The organism is Micromonospora pisi (assembly GCF_003633685.1).
GTDB lineage: Bacteria > Actinomycetota > Actinomycetes > Mycobacteriales > Micromonosporaceae > Micromonospora_G > Micromonospora_G pisi.
Window position 1 is genome coordinate 5485233 of record NZ_RBKT01000001.1, and the last position, 20951, is coordinate 5506183.

At 68.6% G+C, this 20951-nt stretch carries 19 protein-coding genes; 9 read left to right on the forward strand and 10 right to left on the reverse strand.

Annotated features, from left to right (window positions below; genetic code table 11):
• Nucleotides 1-130: 130 nt before the first annotated feature.
• The gene (locus tag BDK92_RS23500) at nt 131-3145 is read left to right on the forward strand and encodes a DEAD/DEAH box helicase (RefSeq protein WP_121158645.1); all 3015 of its coding nucleotides are present in this window, start codon (nt 131-133) and stop codon (nt 3143-3145) included.
• Between the two features lie 18 nt (nt 3146-3163).
• Here BDK92_RS23500 and drmC read toward each other — a convergent pair whose 3' ends face one another.
• Together drmC and BDK92_RS38530 are read right to left on the reverse strand one after the other, a co-directional pair.
• Complete coding sequence (gene drmC, locus BDK92_RS23505) at nt 3164-4330, reverse strand: DISARM system phospholipase D-like protein DrmC (protein ID WP_121158646.1); 1167 nt, start codon at nt 4328-4330, stop codon at nt 3164-3166.
• Between the two features lie 422 nt (nt 4331-4752).
• Nucleotides 4753-5070 (reverse strand): class I SAM-dependent methyltransferase, encoded by a 318-nt coding sequence (locus BDK92_RS38530; protein ID WP_147457093.1) that lies wholly within the window; start codon nt 5068-5070, stop codon nt 4753-4755.
• A gap of 4 nt (nt 5071-5074) precedes the next feature.
• Between BDK92_RS38530 and BDK92_RS39135 the strand changes: the two genes are divergently transcribed.
• Nucleotides 5075-5218: a hypothetical protein gene (locus BDK92_RS39135; protein ID WP_170208661.1), complete on the forward strand. Its 144-nt coding sequence runs from the start codon at nt 5075-5077 to the stop codon at nt 5216-5218.
• A 35-nt stretch (nt 5219-5253) separates the two neighbouring features.
• Here the strand turns inward: BDK92_RS39135 and BDK92_RS23515 are convergent, their stop codons facing one another.
• Complete coding sequence (locus BDK92_RS23515; RefSeq protein ID WP_211349344.1) at nt 5254-5778, reverse strand: hypothetical protein; 525 nt, start codon at nt 5776-5778, stop codon at nt 5254-5256.
• A gap of 154 nt (nt 5779-5932) precedes the next feature.
• Between BDK92_RS23515 and BDK92_RS23520 the strand changes: the two genes are divergently transcribed.
• Both BDK92_RS23520 and BDK92_RS23525 read left to right on the forward strand, forming a co-directional pair.
• Complete coding sequence (locus BDK92_RS23520) at nt 5933-6814, forward strand: helix-turn-helix transcriptional regulator (protein WP_121162520.1); 882 nt, start codon at nt 5933-5935, stop codon at nt 6812-6814.
• Nucleotides 6815-6870: 56 nt separating this feature from the next.
• Complete coding sequence (locus tag BDK92_RS23525) at nt 6871-7896, forward strand: aldo/keto reductase (RefSeq protein ID WP_121158648.1); 1026 nt, start codon at nt 6871-6873, stop codon at nt 7894-7896.
• A gap of 145 nt (nt 7897-8041) precedes the next feature.
• On the opposite strand, the gene BDK92_RS23530 is transcribed toward BDK92_RS23525, so the two are convergent.
• The 4 genes from BDK92_RS23530 to BDK92_RS23545 form a co-directional block, all read right to left on the reverse strand.
• Nucleotides 8042-9094 (reverse strand): methyltransferase, encoded by a 1053-nt coding sequence (locus BDK92_RS23530; RefSeq protein WP_121158649.1) that lies wholly within the window; start codon nt 9092-9094, stop codon nt 8042-8044.
• A 74-nt stretch (nt 9095-9168) separates the two neighbouring features.
• Nucleotides 9169-9984, reverse strand: a complete 816-nt coding sequence (locus BDK92_RS23535) for a methyltransferase domain-containing protein (protein ID WP_121158650.1) — start codon at nt 9982-9984, stop codon at nt 9169-9171.
• A gap of 50 nt (nt 9985-10034) precedes the next feature.
• A complete protein-coding gene (locus BDK92_RS23540) occupies nt 10035-10721 on the reverse strand; it encodes an alpha/beta hydrolase (RefSeq protein ID WP_121158651.1) in 687 nt (228 codons plus the stop codon).
• Between the two features lie 33 nt (nt 10722-10754).
• Entirely contained in the window at nt 10755-11273 is a 519-nt protein-coding gene (locus BDK92_RS23545) for a cupin domain-containing protein (protein ID WP_147457094.1), read from the reverse strand.
• A 235-nt stretch (nt 11274-11508) separates the two neighbouring features.
• On the opposite strand from BDK92_RS23545, the gene BDK92_RS23550 reads away from it, so the two are divergent.
• Nucleotides 11509-12984 (forward strand): MFS transporter, encoded by a 1476-nt coding sequence (locus BDK92_RS23550; protein WP_121158653.1) that lies wholly within the window; start codon nt 11509-11511, stop codon nt 12982-12984.
• A 194-nt stretch (nt 12985-13178) separates the two neighbouring features.
• On the opposite strand, the gene BDK92_RS23555 is transcribed toward BDK92_RS23550, so the two are convergent.
• The 3 genes from BDK92_RS23555 to BDK92_RS23565 form a co-directional block, all read right to left on the reverse strand.
• On the reverse strand, nt 13179-13469 hold the full coding sequence (locus BDK92_RS23555) for a chorismate mutase (RefSeq protein ID WP_170208662.1): 291 nt from the start codon (nt 13467-13469) through the stop codon (nt 13179-13181).
• Nucleotides 13470-13499: 30 nt separating this feature from the next.
• Complete coding sequence (locus BDK92_RS23560; protein ID WP_121158655.1) at nt 13500-15404, reverse strand: anthranilate synthase family protein; 1905 nt, start codon at nt 15402-15404, stop codon at nt 13500-13502.
• 373 nt (nt 15405-15777) lie between these two features.
• The gene (locus tag BDK92_RS23565; protein ID WP_121158656.1) at nt 15778-16395 is read right to left on the reverse strand and encodes a malonic semialdehyde reductase; all 618 of its coding nucleotides are present in this window, start codon (nt 16393-16395) and stop codon (nt 15778-15780) included.
• Between the two features lie 563 nt (nt 16396-16958).
• Here BDK92_RS23565 and BDK92_RS39140 point away from each other — a divergent pair.
• The 4 genes from BDK92_RS39140 (at nt 16959) to BDK92_RS23585 (ending at nt 20940) form a co-directional block, all read left to right on the forward strand.
• Complete coding sequence (locus BDK92_RS39140) at nt 16959-17237, forward strand: cupin domain-containing protein (RefSeq protein ID WP_170208663.1); 279 nt, start codon at nt 16959-16961, stop codon at nt 17235-17237.
• A 459-nt stretch (nt 17238-17696) separates the two neighbouring features.
• On the forward strand, nt 17697-18959 hold the full coding sequence (locus tag BDK92_RS23575) for an aspartate kinase (protein ID WP_246017212.1): 1263 nt from the start codon (nt 17697-17699) through the stop codon (nt 18957-18959).
• Nucleotides 18959-19780 (forward strand): 2-amino-3,7-dideoxy-D-threo-hept-6-ulosonate synthase, encoded by an 822-nt coding sequence (locus BDK92_RS23580; RefSeq protein ID WP_211349346.1) that lies wholly within the window; start codon nt 18959-18961, stop codon nt 19778-19780. The genes BDK92_RS23575 and BDK92_RS23580 overlap by 1 nt, the downstream gene beginning before the upstream one ends.
• 56 nt (nt 19781-19836) lie before the next feature.
• Nucleotides 19837-20940 (forward strand): 3-dehydroquinate synthase II, encoded by a 1104-nt coding sequence (locus BDK92_RS23585; protein ID WP_121158659.1) that lies wholly within the window; start codon nt 19837-19839, stop codon nt 20938-20940.
• The last annotated feature ends 11 nt before the right edge of the window (nt 20941-20951 follow it).

The window sequence follows — 20951 nt, forward strand, 5'->3', positions numbered from 1 at the left end:
GCGGCTGCGGGGCCGGCAGGCTGGCGCGGTGTCAGCATCGATTACCACCGGTGCCGATGGTTCGATTGTCGCGGTCGACGGTTCGTGCGCGTGCGGTCACGAAGCATCGTGCGGCCATCCTGCGGCCCTCATGCTTCTCAGCATCCTGGACGCGGAGACGCCTGTGCGGTCGCGGAGGGCGTCGACCACGAAGAGGGCGAACTGGGAGAAGAGTCTTACCGCCCTTGTCGCCGATGTCGCCGCGCCCGTCACCCCGACGGCACCTGACCCCGCGCCGGTGGGCCTGCAGTTCGAGATCGTGAAGTCCCCAACCGGCAAGGAGTCTCGCCCTCGGGTCGGCCTACGCCCGGTCGTGCCGGGGCGCAGCGGTTGGGTTCGTACCGGTATCACCTGGTCCACGGTGAGCTATGCGAACATCGGCCGGTCGCGGGAGGCGCGGCGACACCGCCAGCTACTCGGCGAGATCGTGAACTTGTCGATGTCGACCGCTGACCGCTACCACTACTATGGGGGTCCCCAGCAGACGCTCTACCTGGACGGATTCGAGAGTCGGCGGATCTGGGACCTGTTGGCGGAGGCCGAGGAGGTCGGGCTGCCGTTGGTCCAGGCAGGAAAGCACGCCGGCCCGGTCATCGTCGGTCGGCGTCCGGTCCGGCTGTCACTGCGGGTCGACCGGACCGATGACGAGCTGGTCGTGGAGCCGACTCTGCTGGCCGATGCCGTACCTCTTCCCCAGGAGCATTCGGTCCTCGTCGGTGACCCGGTTCACGGCGTCGCGTGGTGGGGGGAGCGAGGCGCCGCAGAGCCCCGGCCCGGCGAGCGGGTGCTGCGGTTGGCGCCCTTGGCGGGGGTGGTGACGCCGGGGGCGGTGAAGGCATTGACTCGATCCCCGATCCGGATCCCCGCAGCGGACGAGACGCGATTCTTCGAGCGGTTCTATCCGGACCTGCTCCGGCAGGTGGACGTTGTCGCGGCCGGCCCATCGGTGCGCCTTCCGGAAGTCGGGCCACCGACGCTGACACTGACGATGGCACCGGCGCCGGGAGAGCAGTTGTCGATCCGCTGGGAGTGGGCCCGAACGGTGGGGAGCGGGAGCCAGGTCGAATCGCTGTGGGCCCCGGCACCATCGGGTCAGACGGATCACCGTGAGCATGTCGTCCGGAGCGTCGTCGAGGTGGCCGCGAAGGCGGTGCCCGAGATGGTCGAGCCCTTCATGGAGGGTTCGCGGCTCGCGGCTTCGGTCACGCTCGCCGGTGACGCCATGATCCGGTTTTTGGCTGAGGTCGCGCCGCGACTCGACCAGCTTGATGGAGTCGAGGTGACCGTGTCCGGGGCGGGGCCGGTCCCGGAGTACCGGGAGACCTACGAGACGCCGGTCATCACCTTCGCAGGCGCCGACGGTGTTGGAGAGCAGGACTGGTTCGACCTCTCGGTCCAGGTCAGGATCGATGGCGAGCAGGTCGACTTCGACGAGTTGTTCGTTGCGCTCGCGCAGGACCGGCAATATCTCATCCTGCCCGGCGGCACCTATTTCCACCTTGACCGTCCCGAGTTCCAGCAGTTGCGGGAGCTGATCGACGAGTCGCGGGCGCTTGAGGACACACCGCCCGGGGTGCTGCGTGTCGGCCGGTTCCAAGCCGGCCTCTGGGAGGAACTGGCCGAGCTGGGTGAGGTCACCGGGCAGGCAGCGACCTGGCAGCGGTCGGTGCGAGCACTGACCGAAGCTGACGTCGCCGTCGACCATCCGGTACCGCAGGAGGTACGGGCGGAGCTGCGTTCGTACCAGCGGGAGGGGTTCCGTTGGCTCGCCACCCTGCACGGTCACGGCCTCGGTGGCATCCTTGCTGACGACATGGGCCTCGGCAAGACCTTGCAGACGCTGGCGTTGATCGCCCACGCCCGTACGCAGAGGCCGTTTCTTGTGGTCGTTCCCGCTAGCGTCGTTCACAACTGGGTGACCGAGGCAACCCGTTTCACGCCGGATCTCGAGGTCCGGGCGATCACCCAGACCGTGGCGCGTCGGGGCGTGGACCTGGCCGAGGCGGTGGTGGGGGCGGACATTGTGGTTACGTCGTACACGCTGTTCCGTCTCGAGTACGACGACTACCAGGCACTCGACTGGGCCGGGCTGATTCTCGACGAGGCGCAGTTCGTGAAGAATCCGCGGTCTCAGGGTTACCGTTGTGCGAAGCTGCTCCCGGTGCCGTTCAAACTGGCGATCACCGGGACCCCGATGGAAAACAACCTGGCCGAGCTCTGGGCGCTCTGCTCCATTACGGCACCCGGGCTGTTCCCGCGACTGGACCGGTTCACCGACTATTACCGCGCCCCGATCGAGAAGGAGCGCGACGCCGAGCGGCTTGCCCAACTGCGGCGCCGGATCCGGCCCCTGATGCTGCGTCGCCGCAAGTCCGACGTAGCCGCCGACCTGCCGGAGAAGCAGGAACAGGTCATCGAACTGGACCTTGACCGCAAGCACCGCAGGGTCTACCAGACATATCTGCAACGCGAGCGGCAGAAGGTTCTTGGCCTCCTCGGCGACCTGGAGAGGAACCGATTCGAGATCTTCCGATCCCTGACGCTGCTCCGACAGGCGAGTCTCGACGTGGCGTTGGTCGACCCAAAACACCAGGGCGTACCGTCGACGAAGCTGGACGTACTGACCGAGCAGGTCGGGAACCTGGTTGCCGAAGGTCACCGAATTCTGGTGTTCAGCCAGTTCACCCGGTTTCTCGGCGCCGCACGCGAGCGGCTGGAAGCGGCGGGTGTCCGGTGCGCCTACCTTGATGGGACCACCCGCGACCGCCCTGCGGTGCTCGCCGAGTTCAAGAGCGGTACCGCTGGAGTGTTCCTGATCAGTCTCAAGGCCGGCGGATTCGGCCTCAATCTGACCGAGGCCGACTACTGCATCCTGCTCGACCCGTGGTGGAACCCGGCAACCGAGGCCCAGGCCGTTGACCGGGTGCACCGGATCGGCCAGACCCGTAACGTCATGGTGTACCGGATGGTCGTCAGGGACACCATCGAGGAAAAGGTCATGGCGTTGAAGGCGCGCAAGGCGGAGCTGTTCAGTAGCGTCCTGGACGGCGGCGAGTTCGCCTCCGCGCAACTGTCCGCTGCTGACATTCGGGACCTCCTCGACTGAAACCGACCCGAGGCACCGTCACCGGGTCACTTCGAGCGGTCCGGTCCGCGGATTCATCAGACCGGTGAAGTGGCGCACGAGGCGGCGTACGAGGTCGGGGTCGTGGAGCACGACCCCGACCTCAAGGTTGCTGGATAGCGCCCGGTCGGTGAGGTTCGCGCTGCTGACCAGCGCGGTCCTCGTGTCGGCGGCGATGAGTTTCGCGTGCAGGGCGGCTCTCGGGTTGCCGGCGGCGGCACGTTGATGCGCCGGCCAGTGCCAGAAGGTGGCCCGATCGCGCAGCGCGGTGAACGCGACGGCGGCACCGGTGTGGCCGCGCAACGCGCCGCCGTCGGGCGCCGAGCTTTCCAGCACGAGATCGATGTGAACGCCCCGGTTGGCGCTCGCGACCAGTTCTGTGATCACCTCGGTTACGCCGTACGCGGCGAAGCTCACGATCAGCAGCGACTCCCGGGCCGCGCGGATCATCTCGACCACTACCGAGCTGGTTAGGCGTACCGGAACGTTCGGGCTGGTCGGACCGTTGATCACCAGGCTCGGCTGATGCTGGGCAGTGGTCCGGTGCACCTGAGCGGCGCTGCGCAGCGCGAGGGCAACCGCCGCTCCGGGTACGGCGGGGGCGTTGACCCGCCAGGCGTTGACCAGCTGATGTGCCTGGGCGGCCACCGCGTACCCGGGCCGCGCGTCGATGAGCCTTGCCTCCGTTGCCGAGTCTGGGGCAGCGGTGCTGGTTAGCACCGCGGCCCACGCGTCGACGTGTCCGGCCGGTAACCGCGCCGCGATGTCGGCTAGGGCGAGGGCGAATCTCCACTCCAACGCGAACTCGCGAATGAGCACATGGGCGAAGGTATGCAGCAGCACGAACCGCAGACCGGGCCACGACTCAGGCGGAAGCTGCCGTTGTGCTCGCCACAGGTCGTGCGCCCGGACCAGCATCTGTTCACGCTGCTTTACCTCAGGCTGGTGTTCCCAGGCGACGATCCGGTCCTCGTCAAAGCGGAGGAAGATCCCCTCGCCACGCATCTCCGCGCACGGCACCCAGGTCGGCTCGCCGATGGCCAGGGGCGCACGGCGGCGGTCCGGAGTGTCCAGCACCTCCCACTCGGGAGCGTCGATCCTGGTGAAGCCCTGAAGAGCGGCGACCTTACGACGTGAGTCAGCGGCTTGGTTGAGGATCTCAACCAAGCCGCTGACTTGTTTTGTATCAGCGGGTGCGTATTTCCCGGCAGCCATCTCGCACGGCACCGCAGACCCAGCCAAGGCCCGTCGACGCTTCAATGCCGTCAGGTGGATTCTCCGGAAACCGCATGATCAGGCGAGCAGTCACCACCCGTCTCGGGTTGACCTCACAACTACCGTGGAGGTGGTCCCGCCGATTCAACCAGCCCTTCAATGTCTGTGGCGACGGCAACGTACGGATGGAGTTTCGACATTCGACGAATGACAGGCATCGACGCCGGAAGCGACTCCTCCTGGTTCGGTCTGGTCTGGGCTGCGGTAGGAGCGCTCGGTGCTGTTGCTGCGGCCATCATCGCCCTCCTGGCCTGGGCGTGGCCACGACCCCCTTCCCCGGAACCTCCGCTCCAGGGCGTAGAGATCACGGCATCTCAGACCGCGCCGACCGCGACTGTCGGTCCCACGCTGACTGAGGCAGCGTCACCAACGTCAGCGCCCGAGGCGAGTGCGACCCCCTCTGCACCGATGACGACAACCCCTGCACCGATCTCGACGACGCCGCGAACGCCCGACACCATGCCGCCCTTGTCGCTGCAGCCACTGCCCCGCCCCGGCTGCAGGGAGGCACTCGCGGTCATCGACAGGTACGTCCGGAGCGCGGGTTCCACGGAACTGAGCCAGCAGGCCGCTGCGATGGAGGCGTACCAGGGGATGATGAGGGCGAGTTCGGCTGCGGAGGGTGCCGTCAAAACGGTGACGGTCGACCTGTCGCGGGACTTCCAGAACATGGGTTTCATTCTGTCGGGCATGGTCTTCGGGGATTACGCCGAAGCGCAGGCCAAGACCAGCAGGGATGCCCAGACCCTCCGGGATGTTTGCGCATCCCACGACAACTGATCTTCGACGGCCTCCTGGTGCCCCGGTACGGACGACTACGCCGTGGTGGCTCCGTCTTCGGCGGCGCGTTGCTGGTCTGTCGTGGTGCGCCGGACGACCCGGATACCGGTGGTCGTGGTGATCACGAGCGCCACGGATGCGGCGACCAGCAGCAGGGTGGTCTCGGTCAGGACGGTGTGCATGTACTCGCCCCCGTTCGCGGTGGCTGACAGGTAATGCACGGCCGCGATCAGGTTGAGAGGTACGGCGACGATGGCGCTCATCCGCCACGGGACCACTGGCGCTGTGGGTGCGACCTGCGGCCTGGTGCGGCGGGTCCGGATGACCCAGTTGGCGACACCTGCGACACCGGCAATCAGCGTGAGAAGCAGCAGCCAGAACATTGCCGAGGAAAGCTCGCGAAGCGGCACGATGGTGTTGAGCATGTCCACCGTGCCGGATCCGTCGTGGGTCACCACGCCGATCCGGTGTTCGTACGCCGCGAGGGCGACGATGGTGTGGAGAACGTCGATGACCGTGAGGGTGAGAAGGGTGACCACGGCAGTGCGGGCAGCGGACATCCGACGACGGTACCTAGCGGGCTTGTCCGGCGAGGGCCCGCCATCGCGCAGCAGCCGTACGAGGTGACGCATGCCCGTCAAGGCCCGCACCCGTCGACTGGCAGGTAATGCCAGAACCTCCCAGGTGGCTCCGGTCGGTCGTAGCCTCGATCAGGTGGACAGCAGAACCGAGATCCGCGACTTCCTCACCTCCCGCCGTGCCAAGATCACGCCGGAACGGGCGGGCCTGCCTGACTACGGCGGCCATCGCCGGGTGGCGGGTCTGCGTCGCGAGGAGGTGGCGCTGCTGGCCGGCGTCAGCGTGGATTACTACATCCGGCTGGAGCGCGGCAATCTGACGGGCGTGTCGGACAGCGTCCTGGCGGCTCTCGACCGGGCGTTGCAGCTGGACGAGGCCGAGCGGGCGCACCTGCGGGATCTGGCGCGGGCGGCGAACACCAGCGCCGTCACGGCGCGTGTCCGGCGTCGTGCCGCTCCGCATCTGCGTCCGGCGGTTCAGCGGCTGATGGACGCGATGACCATGGCGCCCGCGTACGTGCGAAACGGCCGGCTGGACGTTCTCGGTGCCAACCACCTCGGCCGGGCCGTCTTCGCGCCGGTGTTCGACACGGCGGCGCGGGTGCCGAACATCGCCTGGTTCTTGTTCCTCGACCCGGTCGCGCACGATTTCCATGTCGATTGGGAGAGCCTCGCCAAGGACACGGTGGCGCTGTTGCGGGCCGAGGCCGGACGTAACCCGTGCGACCGGGGGCTGAGCGATCTGATCGGGGAGTTGTCCACCCGCAGCGACGTGTTCCGCACCTGGTGGGCGGTGCACGACGTGCGGCTGCACCGCAGTGGCGTCAAGCGCCTGCACCATCCGGTGGTCGGTGAGCTGACCCTGGCGTACGAGTCGATGGAGCTGACCGCCGACCCGGGACTCCGGCTGAACGCCTACAGCGCGGAAGCGGGCAGCCCGGCCCAGGACGCGCTCAACCTCCTGGCGAGTTGGACGACCCCGGTACGGGAGCAGCCGGTCGGGTACCGGGGCGAATGAACCGACACCGGCGGGAGCCGAGCCGATTCACGATCGAATTTCTGAGGAGTACCGCAATGGAACACCGCCCGTTGGGACGCACCGGCGTCTCGGTCAGCAAGCTGTGCCTCGGCACGATGATGTTCGGTGCGTGGGGCACCAGGGACCACGACGAGAGCATCAGGATCATCAACCGGGCGCTCGACGCCGGGGTGAATTTCGTGGACACCGCCGATGTCTACTCGCAGGGCGAGTCCGAGGTCATCGTGGGCAAGGCGCTGGCCGGACGCCGCGACGACATCGTGCTCGCGACGAAGTTCTTCATGCCGTTCGACGACAACCCGAACCACCGGGGTGGCTCCCGGCGTTGGATCATGCAGTCGGTCGAGAACTCGTTGCGGCGACTCGGCACCGACTACATCGACCTGTACCAGATGCACCGCTACGACCCGGCCGTCGACCTCGACGAGACGCTGGGCGCGCTCACCGACCTGGTACGCGCGGGAAAGATCCGTTACATCGGTCACTCGACGTTCCCGGCCTCGGCGATCGTCGACGCGCAGTACATCGCCCGGGACCGCGCCCGCGAACGGTTCGTGACCGAGCAGCCCACGTACTCGATCCTCACCCGTGGTATCGAGAACGAGATCCTGCCGCTGGCCCAGCGCTACGGCATGGGCGTGATCCCGTACAGCCCGCTCGCCGGTGGCTGGCTCTCCGGGCGCTACCGCAAGGACGGTGACAGCACCGGACCGATGTCGGAGGCGCGCAAGCGGCTCGCCAACCGGTTCGACATGTCGCTGCCGGAGAACCAGCGCAAGCTCGACGCCGCCGACCGGCTCGCGAAGCTGGCCGACGAGGCCGGGCTGACCCTCGTACAGTTGGCGATCGCCTTCGTGCTGCGGCACCCGGCCGTCACCGCGCCCATCATCGGCCCCCGGACCATGGAACATCTCGACTCCCAGTTGGCCGCGGCCGACGTGGTGCTCACCGATGACGTGCTGGACCGTATCGACGAGATCGTGGCGCCCGGCGTCACCCTCAACCCGGCCGACAACGGCTGGGTGAGCCCGTCCCTGCAACCGGCCGCACGCCGCCGTTGACCCGGCACGGTGACCGGCCGACGGCCGGTCACCGTCGAGGTCGAGCCGCCGTCCCTGGGACGTCAGCCTCAGGCCCCACGCACGGCGGAGCCGGCGCGATCACTGGTGCGACCGCGCCGGCTCCCGACCCGTGAGCGCGGGCTGACTACCGCTTGACCCCGGAGATCACCACGTCGCCGAGGCCACCGACGTAGAGCCGGCCGGTGGGCTCGAAACCGGTCTCGGCGAACCACTGCTCGTACTCGGCGCAGGTGTAGACCATGCCCTCGCCGGAGGCGACGGTCTGGAAGTACGCCGAGAGTGCGGCGGCCAGGTCGGGACCGGTCTCGTCGTCGTCCGCACCGGGCGTGACCACGAAGATGCCCGCACCCGGCTCGACCGCCCGGGACGCCTTCGCGATCAGGTCCTTGTTCCGCTCGATCGACCAGATCTCCAGGAAGTGCCCGAAGAGGACGGCGTCGCACCCCTTGGGGAACTCGTCGTTGAACGCGTCGAGGCCGATGGCCCGTACCCGGTCACCGAGACCGAGCGAGGCAATCTTGGCGTTGGCGGCCTCGGCGACGGACGGCAGGTCGACGATGGTGACCTGGAGGTTCGGCCAGCGCCGGGCCAGGTAGGTGGCGTTGACCGCGGTGCCGCCGCCGATGTCGAGCAGATGGGTGTACGCCGACAGGTCCAGCTGCTGCACCAGCTCCTCGGCGACCAGGCGGCTGACCGAGCCCATCATGTTGTGGAAGGTGACCTCCAGCTTGGGGTCACCGGCGAGGCGCCCGTACAGGGTGTCCGAGGTGCCGGCGATCTCGCGCTGCATGCCGACGTTGGTGTTCTCCTTGAGCGACTCGTAGAACCAGGCCATCGGCCGGTAGTTGACGTGCTGCTCCCACGGGACGAAGGCGGCCGGCACGTCGTCGATCTTCCCGGCGAGCGGCTCGGAGACGGGCGTGTTGAAGTAGCGGTCCTCCTCCTTGCGGAGCAGGCCGGCCGAGGTGCAGCCGAGCAGCAGGATGCGGGCCGGCTGGTTCTCGATCCCCAACCGGTCGGCGATCTGCGCCCGGTTGAGTCCGGGCTCACGGCCCAGAAGTTCGAAGAGGCCGAACTGGAAGGCCGCGCTCAGGTACTGGAACCGGTAGTGCGCGTAGAACAGCTCCCGGAGCGGTTCGATCGAGCCGGTCTGCGGCGCGGCGGACGTGGTTGACATGTCGGGACTCCTCAGTAGACAGGATGGTCGACGGACGCCGGGTCCGGGGCAGGGGCGGACCCGGGTGGAGTGCGTTAGCGGGTCGCGGAGACGGCGAAACCGGTCAACGAGGCGAAGAACCGGCCCTGGGACTCCGCCTCGTGCAGCGGCGCCCACCAGGCGGCGAGTTCCGTTGCCGACATGCCGAGGCTGCCGTCGGCCTGGGCGCTGGCGAGTCGGTTGCCGACCGAGATCTGGAAGAAGCTCAGCGGCATGACCACGGTGTGCGGAACCACCGTGATGTCACGCAGACCCAGGTCGAGGAACCGGCGGGCCAACTGCCGGCCACTCCAGTTGTTCGGGTGGCTGTCCGAGCAGAACCGTACGAGTTCCCGGGTGGTGTCACGGTCGGGATGGTCGACGGTGGTGAGGTCGAAATCGTAGTCGAAAACGGCGATCCGGCCACCGGACCGGGTCACCCGGACCAATTCCCGGGCGGCGGCGTCGATGTCCGCACAATGCATCAGCACCAGTTTCGCCCGTACGGCGTCGAACGTTCCGTCGGCGGCCGCGAGATTCCGTACGTCATCCACCCGGAATGTGACCGGAAGGGCCGAACCCGCGCTGCGGCGCTGCGCCTCGTCGACCATCGCGGCACTGACGTCGGTTCCGGTCACCTGACCACCGGGGCCGACCATTTCGGCGAGTTCGCGGGCGTCGTCACCCGTACCGCAACCCACGTCGAGAATGTTCCTGCCGTGCAGGTCGCCGAGGCCGTCGGCCAGGGTGCGACGAATTTTCGCGTATTCGGGCAGGGCGTTCGCCACGTCCATGAAATTGATGAACCAGGCCGAATCCGGGGCGCCGTCCACCACGGTGAACTGCGCCACGTCGACGCTTGAAGTGGTCATTGGTCAGCCGGTCCTTCCAGCAGACAGAGGGGTTGTCACGAATGGATCCGTCAGATCCGCTCGTCGATCAGTTCGGCGACCCGGCCCGGCTGCGACAGCATGGGGGAGTGGCCGCCGCGCAGTACGACGGTCTCGTTGACCATCGAGGCCCAGCGCCGCTGCGCCGCCGGCGAGACCGCCTGGTCGTCGGTGCAGACGATGTACGTCGAGTCGATGGTGCGCCACGCCGTGGCCTGGACCTCCTGGCCGAACGACGCGGCCGACTGCGGCAGCAGCCGCCGCTCGGCGTCCTCGGCCACCGCCGGGTCGCAGTCGCTGTAGAACAGCTTCCGTCCCCAGCCCGGGGCCACGCTCATCAGGCCGTCGGTGATGTCGAGCCAGGGCGCCCGGCCGCCGCCGGTCAGGCTCCTCATCGAGTCGCCGACCTCGGGGAAGAACGCCCCCATGAAGATCAGCTTCGTCACCTGGTCCAGACCGTCGGCGGCCTCCGAGATGACCAGACCGCCGTACGAGTGGCCGAGCAGCACCGCCGGGCCGTCGACCTCCTTGACCGTGTTCCGGACCAGCTCGACGTCGCTGCGCAGGTCGCCGACCACCGCCGGGTCGGTGCCGTGGCTGGTCAGCTCCAGGGCGCGCACCCCGATGCCGCGCCGGACCAGCTCCGGTTCGAGCCGGGACCAGCACCACGCACCGTGCCAGGCGCCGTGGACGAGAATGATTGTGGGCTTGGTGGACACAGAACCTCCTGGGCAGCGTTGCTCGGACCGGCCTCAGCCGTAGTACTTAACGACGGTCGCCTCGGCGCGATTGACGTCCTCGACGGTGAGCCGGGGCGCCGGCTTGCCCGGCTCCGCCGGTCGACCGATCTCGATGAAGAACTTCTCGTGACCGCCGGGCGTGTAGATGCGCAACAGGCGCCCGTCGGACTCGGTGTAGTTCTTCCAGATGTGGCGCGTACCGCGTGGCACGAAAACGAAATCGCCCTGCTTGATGTGGAACGACTCGCCGTCGGCCACGATTTCGAATTCGCCCTCCAGTACGTAGAAGGACTCGTCCGCGTCGTCGTGCATGTGCTCCGGCGGACCGTTTCCCGGAGGTACCACCGTGTCGACCACGGCGAGTGCGCCGCCGGTGTTGTCGGCGGTCGTCATGAACGTGTACGTCGACATCTGCGGGCCCTCGCCGTCGACGAGGTTCTTCGGCGGTTCCTCCGGAACCCACAGCTTGATTCCATCGCCGGCCGGCACGACCAGAACTGCGGGTTTCGTTTGGTTGATGGGGTGTGTCACGACCACCTCCGAAGTGGGAGCAGGGGTTTGACGAAATAACACTCGCAGGCGGTCGGGCGCCGTACATCCCTTGTTCACGGGATTCCGCGACGACGCCCGGGACGAAGGGGGACGCGGATGGCGAATCACGCAAAGGCGTGATGTCCGGAGTCGGCGGCGCTGGCAGGCTCGACCTCGGTCATTGGGCGTGGACCGACGGGCGGTCGTTGCCGAACCGAACAAAGGGAGTTACGTAATGAGTGAAGCCGGGCTGGGCTCGGCCACCACGCGCCAGGCAGAGCGAGACCCATGGGTGGTCTTCTCGTTGCTCGCGGTGGCCCAGTTCATGGTGGTGCTCGATGCCGGAATCGTCTACGTGGCGCTGCCGTCGATCATGAGTGACCTGGGCTTCTCCCAGACCGGGTTGGCCTGGGTCATGGACGCGTACATGCTGGCCTTCGGCGGCTTCATGCTGCTGGCCGGTCGCGCCGCCGACCTGCTGGGGCGCCGTCGGGTGCTGATCGTCGGGCTGGTGGTGTTCGCGGTGGCCTCGCTGGCCTGCGGCGTCGCGGAGGAGGCGTGGCAACTGATCGCCGCGCGGGTGGTGCAGGGTCTCGGCGCGGCGATGGTCTCGCCGGTCGCACTGGCGCTGATCACCGACATCTTCAAGGAGGGCCCCGACCGGTACAAGGCGTTCGGGCTGTTCGGTGGCGTGGGCGGGCTCGCCGGTGCCAGCGGTGTCCTCTTCGGTGGCCTGCTCACCGCGGTCGCGTGGCAGTTGGCCTTCCTGATCAACGTACCGATCATCATCGCGGTCCTGATCGCCGGTCTGCGGATGGTGCCGAACCACCGGCCGACCGCTACCGGTGGCGTCGACGTGGTCGGGGCGGTGGTCGGTACCGGTGGCCTCTGCCTGCTCCTCTACGGCGTGCTGCGCGGCGGGGTCGAGGGTTGGGCCTCGGTCACCACCCTGCTCACCTTCGTCGTCGCGGTGCTCCTGCTGGCGGCGTTCGTGATCCGTCAGCTCCGCGCCCCGGCGCCGCTCATCCCGCGGATGCTGTTCCGGTTGCGCAATGTCGTCCTCGGCAACCTCGGCAACGCCACCGTCGGCGCGCTGATGTTCGGCGTGTTCTACGTCGTCAGCCTCTTCCTGCAGCAGGTACGCGGTTTCAGTCCGTTGCAGGCGGCGCTGCTGACGGCCCCGATCAGCCTCGCCCTCTTCCTCTCCTCGCAGGTCACGATCCGGATGTTCGGCAGGTTGAGTCCGGTCGACGCGCTGGCCGGGGGGTTGGCCATCCAGGCGGTCGCGCTCGGCTGGTGGGCCGCGGCGATCGGCCCGGAGAGCCAGGTGTTCGTCACCTTCGTCCTGCCCGGAATGCTCTGGGGCTTCGGCATGGGGGCCGCGATCGTGGCGGCGTTCGTGGTCTGCACCAGCGGCCTGCACGGCGCGGTCCAGGGGGCGGCGTCGGGCCTGGTCAGCACCACCTTGCAGGTGGGTGGGGCGGCTGGTGTCGTGGTGCTCAGCGCGGTCGCCCACGACGTGACCACCGGGGGCAGTGCCGCCTCGGCGCTGGAGGCGTTGGCGACGGGTCAGAGCTACGCGCTCTGGACGGCGGCGGCGATCGCCGTGATCGGGCTTCCCTTCGTGCTGTGGCTGCGTACCTCGTGGCGTCCGCCGGCACCGCACCACGCGCCGGCGGACGAACCCCGGGTCCCGGCCGAGGCCGCCTGACCGTCGACCACCACCGGCAGACCGCCGTTGCGGATCCCGTTCCCCACCAGCCGGCCGCGCATCCTGCGGCCGGCTGGTCCGCATGGGTACGGGCCCGCCGAAACGGCGGCAGCCGTACGGGTGCGAAACGGCGGCAGCCGGCCGTGGCGGACACGACCGGCTGCCGGAGTCGGGCTGACGGGGGAGGGGACGCCTCAGCGGGCCAGCCGCAGCAGCAGCACCCCCAGCTCGCCGCCGCCGGGGCCGAGCAGTTGGAAGCGACGCACGACGGACAGCTCGCGGTCGTGCGCGAACCGGGTCGCCCCGCTCTCCGCCCGCGCCCGCCGGAGCCGGTGGGCCAGGGCGGTGCGCCTGCGGACCAGGCTGAGCAGCTCACCGTCCAGCTGCTCCAACTGGTCGTGCAGGATGTCGACGTCGCTTCGTTCCGGCTCTGGCTCGCCGAGGGGCGGGCCGGCCAGGACGGTGGTTACCTCGTGATGTAGCACCGCATTCCTTCCGGATTTCGTCATCGCCGGTCAGGCCGCCACGGTCCGGGCCGGCAGGAGTGTCGAGATGAGGTCGTTCAGCACCTGGGGCCCGTCCTGGGTGAGCACCGACTCCGGGTGGAACTGGAGTGAGGCGAACCCGCGACCACGCAGGCCGTACACCTCCCCGGTGGCGGGGTCGCGGCTCACCCGGACCACCCCCGGCACCAGCTCGGGGCGGTACACCTGGTCGCTTTCACAGCGGAGCATGAAGGTGTTGTAGAAGCCGACGGTGCGGGTACGCCCGAAGTAGTCGATGTCGAGCTGCACGCCCTGGTTCGGCACGCCGCGCCGGACCAACTCGAAGCCGAGCAACGAGCCGAGCACCTGGTGCCCGAGGCAGATCGAGAGCAGCGGGGTGCCACGGGCGAGCAGGTGTGCGGTGCTGCGCCGCAGGGCGCCGATCTTCCGATGGTGTACGTCGCGCGGGTCACCCGGCCCCGGACCGACTACCACCAGGTCGTACCCGTCGGGGTCGTGCTCCTCGTCGAAGCGTCGGACGTCGACGGCCGGTCCGAGCGAGCGGATCTGGTGCGCCAGCATCGACGTGAAGGTGTCCTCGGCGTCGATCACCAGGATCCGCCGGTCGACGAGGTCCGGTGCCCGGTCGGCGTCGGTGGCCCGGTGATCGAGCCAGAACCGGGCGAGCCTGGTGTTGCGCGCTTCGAGCGCGTGACGTACCGCGGGGTGGGTGCCGAAGAGCGCCGGCCGGGAGCCGGTCGTCCCGGCGCCGACCTCGGGGGCCGGTACGGCGCCGAGTGCGGCCAGCAGGCCGGCGGCCTTGGCCCGGGTCTCGGCGACCTCGGAGTCGGCGTCCGAGTGCCGGACGAGGGTGGCGCCGACGCCGATGCGCAACCCGCCGGTCCGGTCGATCTCGGCCGTCCGGATCAGGATGGCGGAGTCGAGGGTACGACGCTGCGCCTCCCGCCCGACCAGGGCCAGCACCCCGCTGTAGTAACCGCGTCCGGTCCGCTCGTAGCGGCTGATCACCTGGCAGGCGCTCTGCAACGGGCTGCCGGTGACCGTCGGGGCGAACATCGTCTCCCGCATGATCTCGCGTACGTCCAGCGAGCTCCGCCCCTCCAGCAGGTACTCGGTGTGGGCGAGGCGGGCCATCTCCTTCAGGTACGGGCCCACCACCCGCCCGCCCTGGTCACACACCCGCCCCATCATCTTGAGTTCCTCGTCGACGACCATGTACAGCTCGTCGGCCTCCTTAGGGTCGGCGAGGAAGCGCAGCACCTCCGGGAGGACCGGACCTTCCGCCGGATACCGGTAGGTGCCGCTGATCGGGTTCATCGTCACGGTGCCGTCGTCGAGGCTGACGTGCCGCTCCGGTGTCGCCCCGACGAAGGTCCGGTCGCCGGTGTGGACGACGAACGTCCAGTAGGCGCCGAGTTCCTGCACGAGCAGCCGCCGGAACAGGGCGAGTACGGTCTCTCGCGAACAGTTCGCGACCTCGCCGGTGAACGAACGCTTGATCACGAAGTTGGAGCCGGTGCCGCGTCCGATCTCGTTGGCCAGGACCTGACGTACGACCGTCGCGTAGCTCTCGTCGTCGATGTCGAAATCCCCGTCGCGCAGGTCGATCGGGATGTCGGGTACGTGACGCAGCACCTCGTCGACGCTCGCCGTCCCCTGGGCACGCACGGTCATCGCCAGCAGCGGGCTCTGGTCGTCGTAGCAGGCGAAGCCGCGTTCGGTGATCTGACGGAACGGCATGATGGCGAGCAGGTCGTGGGTCGGCGTGTCGACCGGGGTGAGATCCGGCAGTGGGAGTTCCGCGATGACGTCCACGGTGGACATCTCACCGACCAGGATCTCCACCTCGTCCGTACCGGCGGAGTGCGGCCTGCGTACGAGCGCGAAGGCGGCTGCTTCCGGTCCGGTGATCATGTCAAGGGTGGCGCCGTACCGGTGTCGTTGCGCACCGGGGGGCATGGTTTTTGCCATACGGATTCCCTCCGAGAAACGTCGCCAGCTCAATGGCGGTGCCGGACCGGGTGGTGGTCGGCGGCGCACCAGAGGCATGTGAGTCGACCGTGCGTTGACGCGTCGATGGCTGCCGGGCGGGTAGGCCCTCGCATCAGCACTTCGAGCGTGGCACGACGTGTCAGGTAGGGACAACTACTCACATGAGCGGTCGTGCCACTACTCGCCCGTGCGATCGGGCTGTATGGAGGAAATGCCAGCGGAATACCGAAGCGTGGAATTGCCCCGGCAGACACCCGCCGGGGCAATTCCACGTTCGGTCGGAACGGTGGTCCGATCAGACGGTGCTGAACACGTCGGTGTGCGGCAGTCGGGGCAGCCGGTCCCACCACGCGTTCTCGCCGGGACGGCCGATGTTGATCACGCACAGGGTCTTGCTCTTGCCGTCGGGGAAGAACTCGCGGTCCACGGCCTGGCTGTCGAATCCGCTCATCGGACCGGCGGCCAGCCCAGCGGCGCGTACGCCGAGGATGAAGTACGCGACCTGGAGGGTCGCGTTCAGCCGGGCCGACTCCTCGCGTACCGCCGGGTCGGCGAAGAAGACGTCCTTGGCCTGCGGGAAGATCGGGAACTGGCTGGGCAGGTTCTCGTGGAAGTCGCAGTCGGCCGCCATGATCGCGGTCAGCGGAGCACTCCTGGTCTTGGCCTGGTTGCTGTCGTACATCAGCGACACCAGCCGTTCGCGGGCCTCGGGCGTGCGGACCAGCACCACCCGCAGCGGCTGCTGGTTGTAGGAGGTGGGCGCCCACTTGACCAGGTCGTAGATCGCCTGCACCTGATCGTCGCCGACCGGCTCGTCGGTGAACGTGTTGGCCGACCGCGCTTCGCGGAACAGCAGGTCCTGGGCTTGCTGATCGATGGCGATGTGATCGGTCGGGCTGGACGTGATGGTCATCCGCTTCTCTCCTGGGTGATCGGGCCATGCCCTGCTGGCCGGTGGCGTGGCATCGGGCCATGCGCTGCTGGTCCGTCATGACGTCGGCGCCGTCCGGCTGCGGGCCCGGCACTGGTGGGGCCCGGTTCCGGCTTCCGGTCGGTGCGTCGGTGCGTTTGCCTGGTATTGACATCAATCTTCATGGTCGACCGGCCCGCCCGGCATCACGTGCTTTCGGGATTCCCGCTGGTCCGGGGCGGGTGGCCGGCTTCCGGATCGGCCGTCGGCCGCCCGTGTCACCGGTGGACAACGGTCGGCGTGATCGCGCGAACGGGTGACGCCAAAGCCGTGGTGCAGCGGTCACCCTTCTATGGGCGACCGGCCTCCGCGGTTCTTGATCCGCTCGGCGCCCACGATTTGGGGGGACTGTGGGAGAGGGACGGGAATCAATCCAGATCCGGGCGGCAACCCGGGCGGTGCTGTGGGTGCCGGATGGCGGCACCGAGCCGGGCGGTGTGGGTCGTGGGGGCCACCCGCCGCGGTGGGACGGCCGGGAACTGGGCGGGCTCGTACCGTTCATGGAGATGTCCGTGCCGGTGGGCGGGGGCTCGCCGATGCACGTACATCCGGCCACCGACGAGGCGTTCCAGGTGCTGGCCGGGGAGCTGGAGATGGTCGAGCGGGACCGGGCCTTCCGGGCTCGGGCGGGCGACTTCGTGCTGGTCCCGCGTGGGGTTCCGCACGGCTACCGGGCGACCGGGGACACCCCGGCGCGGCTGGTGTTCCTGCTGTCGCCGACCGGCTTCGTCGAGCTGCTCGAATCCGGTGCGGTACGCGATCCGGGCCACCGACCGATCATCTGAGTACGCGGTGCGCGCCGGACATCACGTGAAGGCGTGATGTCCGGCGCGCCACCCGGCCGGTCCCATCAGTGTGTGACGACCACGTCGTGAGCACGAGGTTGCTGCGGCGGACTATAGCCGCCGCCCGCTACCAGATAATTGTCGAAACGGTACAGGTCCAGTATCCGGGAATTCACTTCGTCGAGGTGGCGGGTGGTCAGCGCCGTCCCTGGACAAAGGTTGTCATTACTTGCTGTCGCATATCTGCCAGCACAGTTCGAATGCCGTCGATGACGACGGGTACCGGCCACTACCCATGTGAGTAGTGGGATCGAAAGAACCTTTGTGCCTAGCCTGGTGTAGCGACCGGGGAACGGTGAATTGGATCCGAATCAATCACCGTCCGAGGGTGCGAATCGGTCCGTAATGGAGCACTGCGAATACGGGGAATGTCGGGGGTGGTGCAGTGTGGAGATCCTGGTGCAGAAATACGGGGGCAGCTCCCTGGCGACGCTCGAACGGGTCCACCACGTTGCCCGCCGGGTTGCCGCGGCACACGCCACCGGTCGTTCGGTCGTCGTGGTGGTCTCGGCCCGGGGCAACGCCACCGACGAGCTGATCCGGCTTGCGGACGAGACAGATCCCCGACGTCCGGAGCGTGAGCTCGACCAGTTGATGGCCTCGGGCGAGTGTGCCTCGGCGGCGCTGCTGGCGATCGCGCTGCACCGGCTCGGCGTACCGGCGGTCTCCCTGGCCGGTCCGCAGTCCGGGGTGCTGGCCACCGGGCGGTACGGCTCGGGCGTCATCACCGCCGTGGCGACGGACCGGATGGTGCGGCTGCTGGACCAGGGGAACGTGGTCGTGGTGGCCGGCTTCCAGGGGGTCAACAGCGTCGGCGACATCGTCACGCTGGGCCGGGGCGGGTCGGACACGACGGCCGTGGCCGTGGCGGCCGAACTGCGGGCCGGGCAGTGCGAGATCTACACCGACGTCGACGGGATCTACACCGCCGACCCCCGGGTGCTCCCCGGGTCGCGGAGGTTGGCCTCGGTCGACCTCGCGGTGATGGCCGAGATGGCGTTCGCGGGGGCGAAGGTGCTGCACCCGCGTGCGGTCGAACTGGCCGCCATGGAACGGCTCGTGCTGCACGTACGCGGCACGTTCGCCGCCGACGACGGAACCGTGATCTCAGGAGGAGGCGACATGAAAGTGCTCGAGACACGGGGCGTGGTGGTGGCGGTCGCCCACGACCCGGATGTGGCCCGGGTGCTGGTCCACTCCCGGGGCTCGCGCAAGGACCTCGCCTCGGACGTACTCGCCGTCTTCGCCCGGCTGACCATTCCGGTGGACCTGGTGGCCCGGTCCGGGCCGTACGAGGACGAGTTCCGGATGGGCTTCACCGTCGCCGAACACCACGTGCCGGCGCTCCTGCCGGAACTGGACCGGGCCCTCGCGGCGCTCGGCGGCTCGGTGGCGGTGGAGGAGAACGTCGGCAAGCTGTCGCTGGTCGGCATGGGCCTGCTCAACCGACCCGAGTACACCGCCCGGCTGCTCGCCGCCCTCTCCGCGGCCGGCATCTTCACCAGCTGGATCTCCACCTCACAGCTGCGTACCTCGGTCACCGTGCCCCGCCACCGTCTGCTGGACGCGGTGCACATCGCGCACCGCGAGTTCGGGCTCGACCAGCCCGGCCGGGGCGCTGACGAACCCTCCACGACCTACGTCGAAAGCGAGAACCGGTGATGTCGGTCAACAACTCCTTCGCCCGCGAGGTCCGGATCCGCCGCCTCTACCGGCACGGCGACCAGCGGCTCTTCGTCGTCCCGCTGGACCACTCGGTGACCGACGGGCCGATCGCCCGGGCGAGTCCGCTGAACGAGCTGATCGGCCAGCTGGCCGACAACGGGGTGGACGCGGTGGTGCTGCACAAGGGCAGCCTGCGGTACATCGACCCGCGCTGGTTCGCCAGCACCTCGCTCATCGTGCACCTCTCCGCCAGCACGGTGCACGCACCCGACCCGGACGCGAAGTACCTGGTCGCGAGCGTGGAGGAGGCGCTGCGACTCGGTGCGGACGCGGTGAGCGTGCACGTCAACCTGGGCTCCCGGGACGAGATGCGGCAGATCGCCGACCTGGCGGCCGTGTCCGACGCCTGCGACCGCTGGAACATGCCGTTGCTCGCGATGATGTACCCGCGCGGCCCCATGGTCAGCAACTCGCGTGATCCCGAGCTGGTCGCGCACGCGGTGACCCTCGCCGCCGACCTCGGCGCAGACATCGTCAAGACGATGTACGTCGGCTCGGTCGCGGAGATGTCCGACGTCGCCCGGGGCTGCCCGATCCCGATCCTGGTCGCCGGTGGTGCGCCGGACAGCGAGAGTGCCGTCCTCTCCTACGTGGAGGACGCGCTCTGCGGCGGCTCCTCCGGGGTGGCCATGGGCCGCAACGTCTTCCAGGCGCCGGACCCCGGCGCGATGGCGCGCAAGATCTCGGACCTCATCCACTGCACCTTCGAGGCCGCACTCGTACGCAGCTCGCAGCCGCTGGCCGTCGCCGGCAGCTAGTTCCACCCGCAGAAGAGCCGAAAGCCGATCCATTCCGAGGAAGCAGGAGAACTGAGATGAAGCTGTGCTGGCTGGACATCCGTGGTACGGGCGCGTTGACCGGTGCGGTGGTGGAGGAGGCGGTCCACCAGCGGGTCGACGCCATCGTCGCGGCGGACCCGGAGAGCCTCGCCTCGCTCCCCCCGACCGTGACCAAGGTGCTCTTCCCGCAGGGGCGGGCGTTGCCGGAGGAGTTCGGCCGGGCCGACATCGTGATCGTCGACCCGCTCGTCCACGGCGAACCGGCCGAACTGGCCAAGCTCCACCCCGACATCGAGTTCGGCCGGTTCGTCGAGATCGTCGACGCGGACACGCTGGAGCTGGCCTGTCAGGCGGCCCGGACCGAACGCTGGAGCCTGCTGCTCTTCCGTGACCCCACGAAGATCCCGCTGGAGATCGTGATCGCGGCCGCCGCCGACGCGGGCGGCAGCATCATCACCATCGCCGGCGACGTGGAAGAGGCCGAGATCATCTTCGGCGTACTGGAGCTCGGTTCGGACGGCGTGATGATGGCCCCCCGGGCGGTCGGTGACGCGACCAAGCTGAAGGCGGCGGCCCAGGTCCACCCCGGCGACCTCGAACTGGTCGAGCTGGAGGTGACCGCGACCGCCCACGTCGGCATGGGCGAGCGGGCCTGCGTCGACACCTGCACCTACTTCCGCGAGGACGAGGGCATCCTGGTCGGCTCGCACTCCAAGGGCATGATCCTCTGCGTCAGCGAGACGCATCCGCTGCCGTACATGCCGACCCGGCCCTTCCGGGTCAACGCCGGCGCCATCATGTCGTACACCCTCGCCTCGAACGAGCGGACCAGCTACCTGAGCGAGCTGCAGGCGGGCAGCAAGGTGCTGGCGGTGGACACCAAGGGCAAGACCCGGCTGGTCACGGTGGGCCGTGTCAAGATCGAGTCCCGGCCGCTGCTCTCCATCGACGCGGTCGCGCCGAACGGGCAGACGGTCAACCTCATCCTCCAGGACGACTGGCACGTACGGGTCCTCGGCCCGGGTGCCGCGGTGCTCAACTCCACCGAGCTCAAGCCCGGGGACAAGGTGCTCGGATACCTGCCGACCAAGGACCGGCACGTCGGCTACCCGATCGACGAGTTCTGCCACGAGCAGTGAGCGGTTGCCCC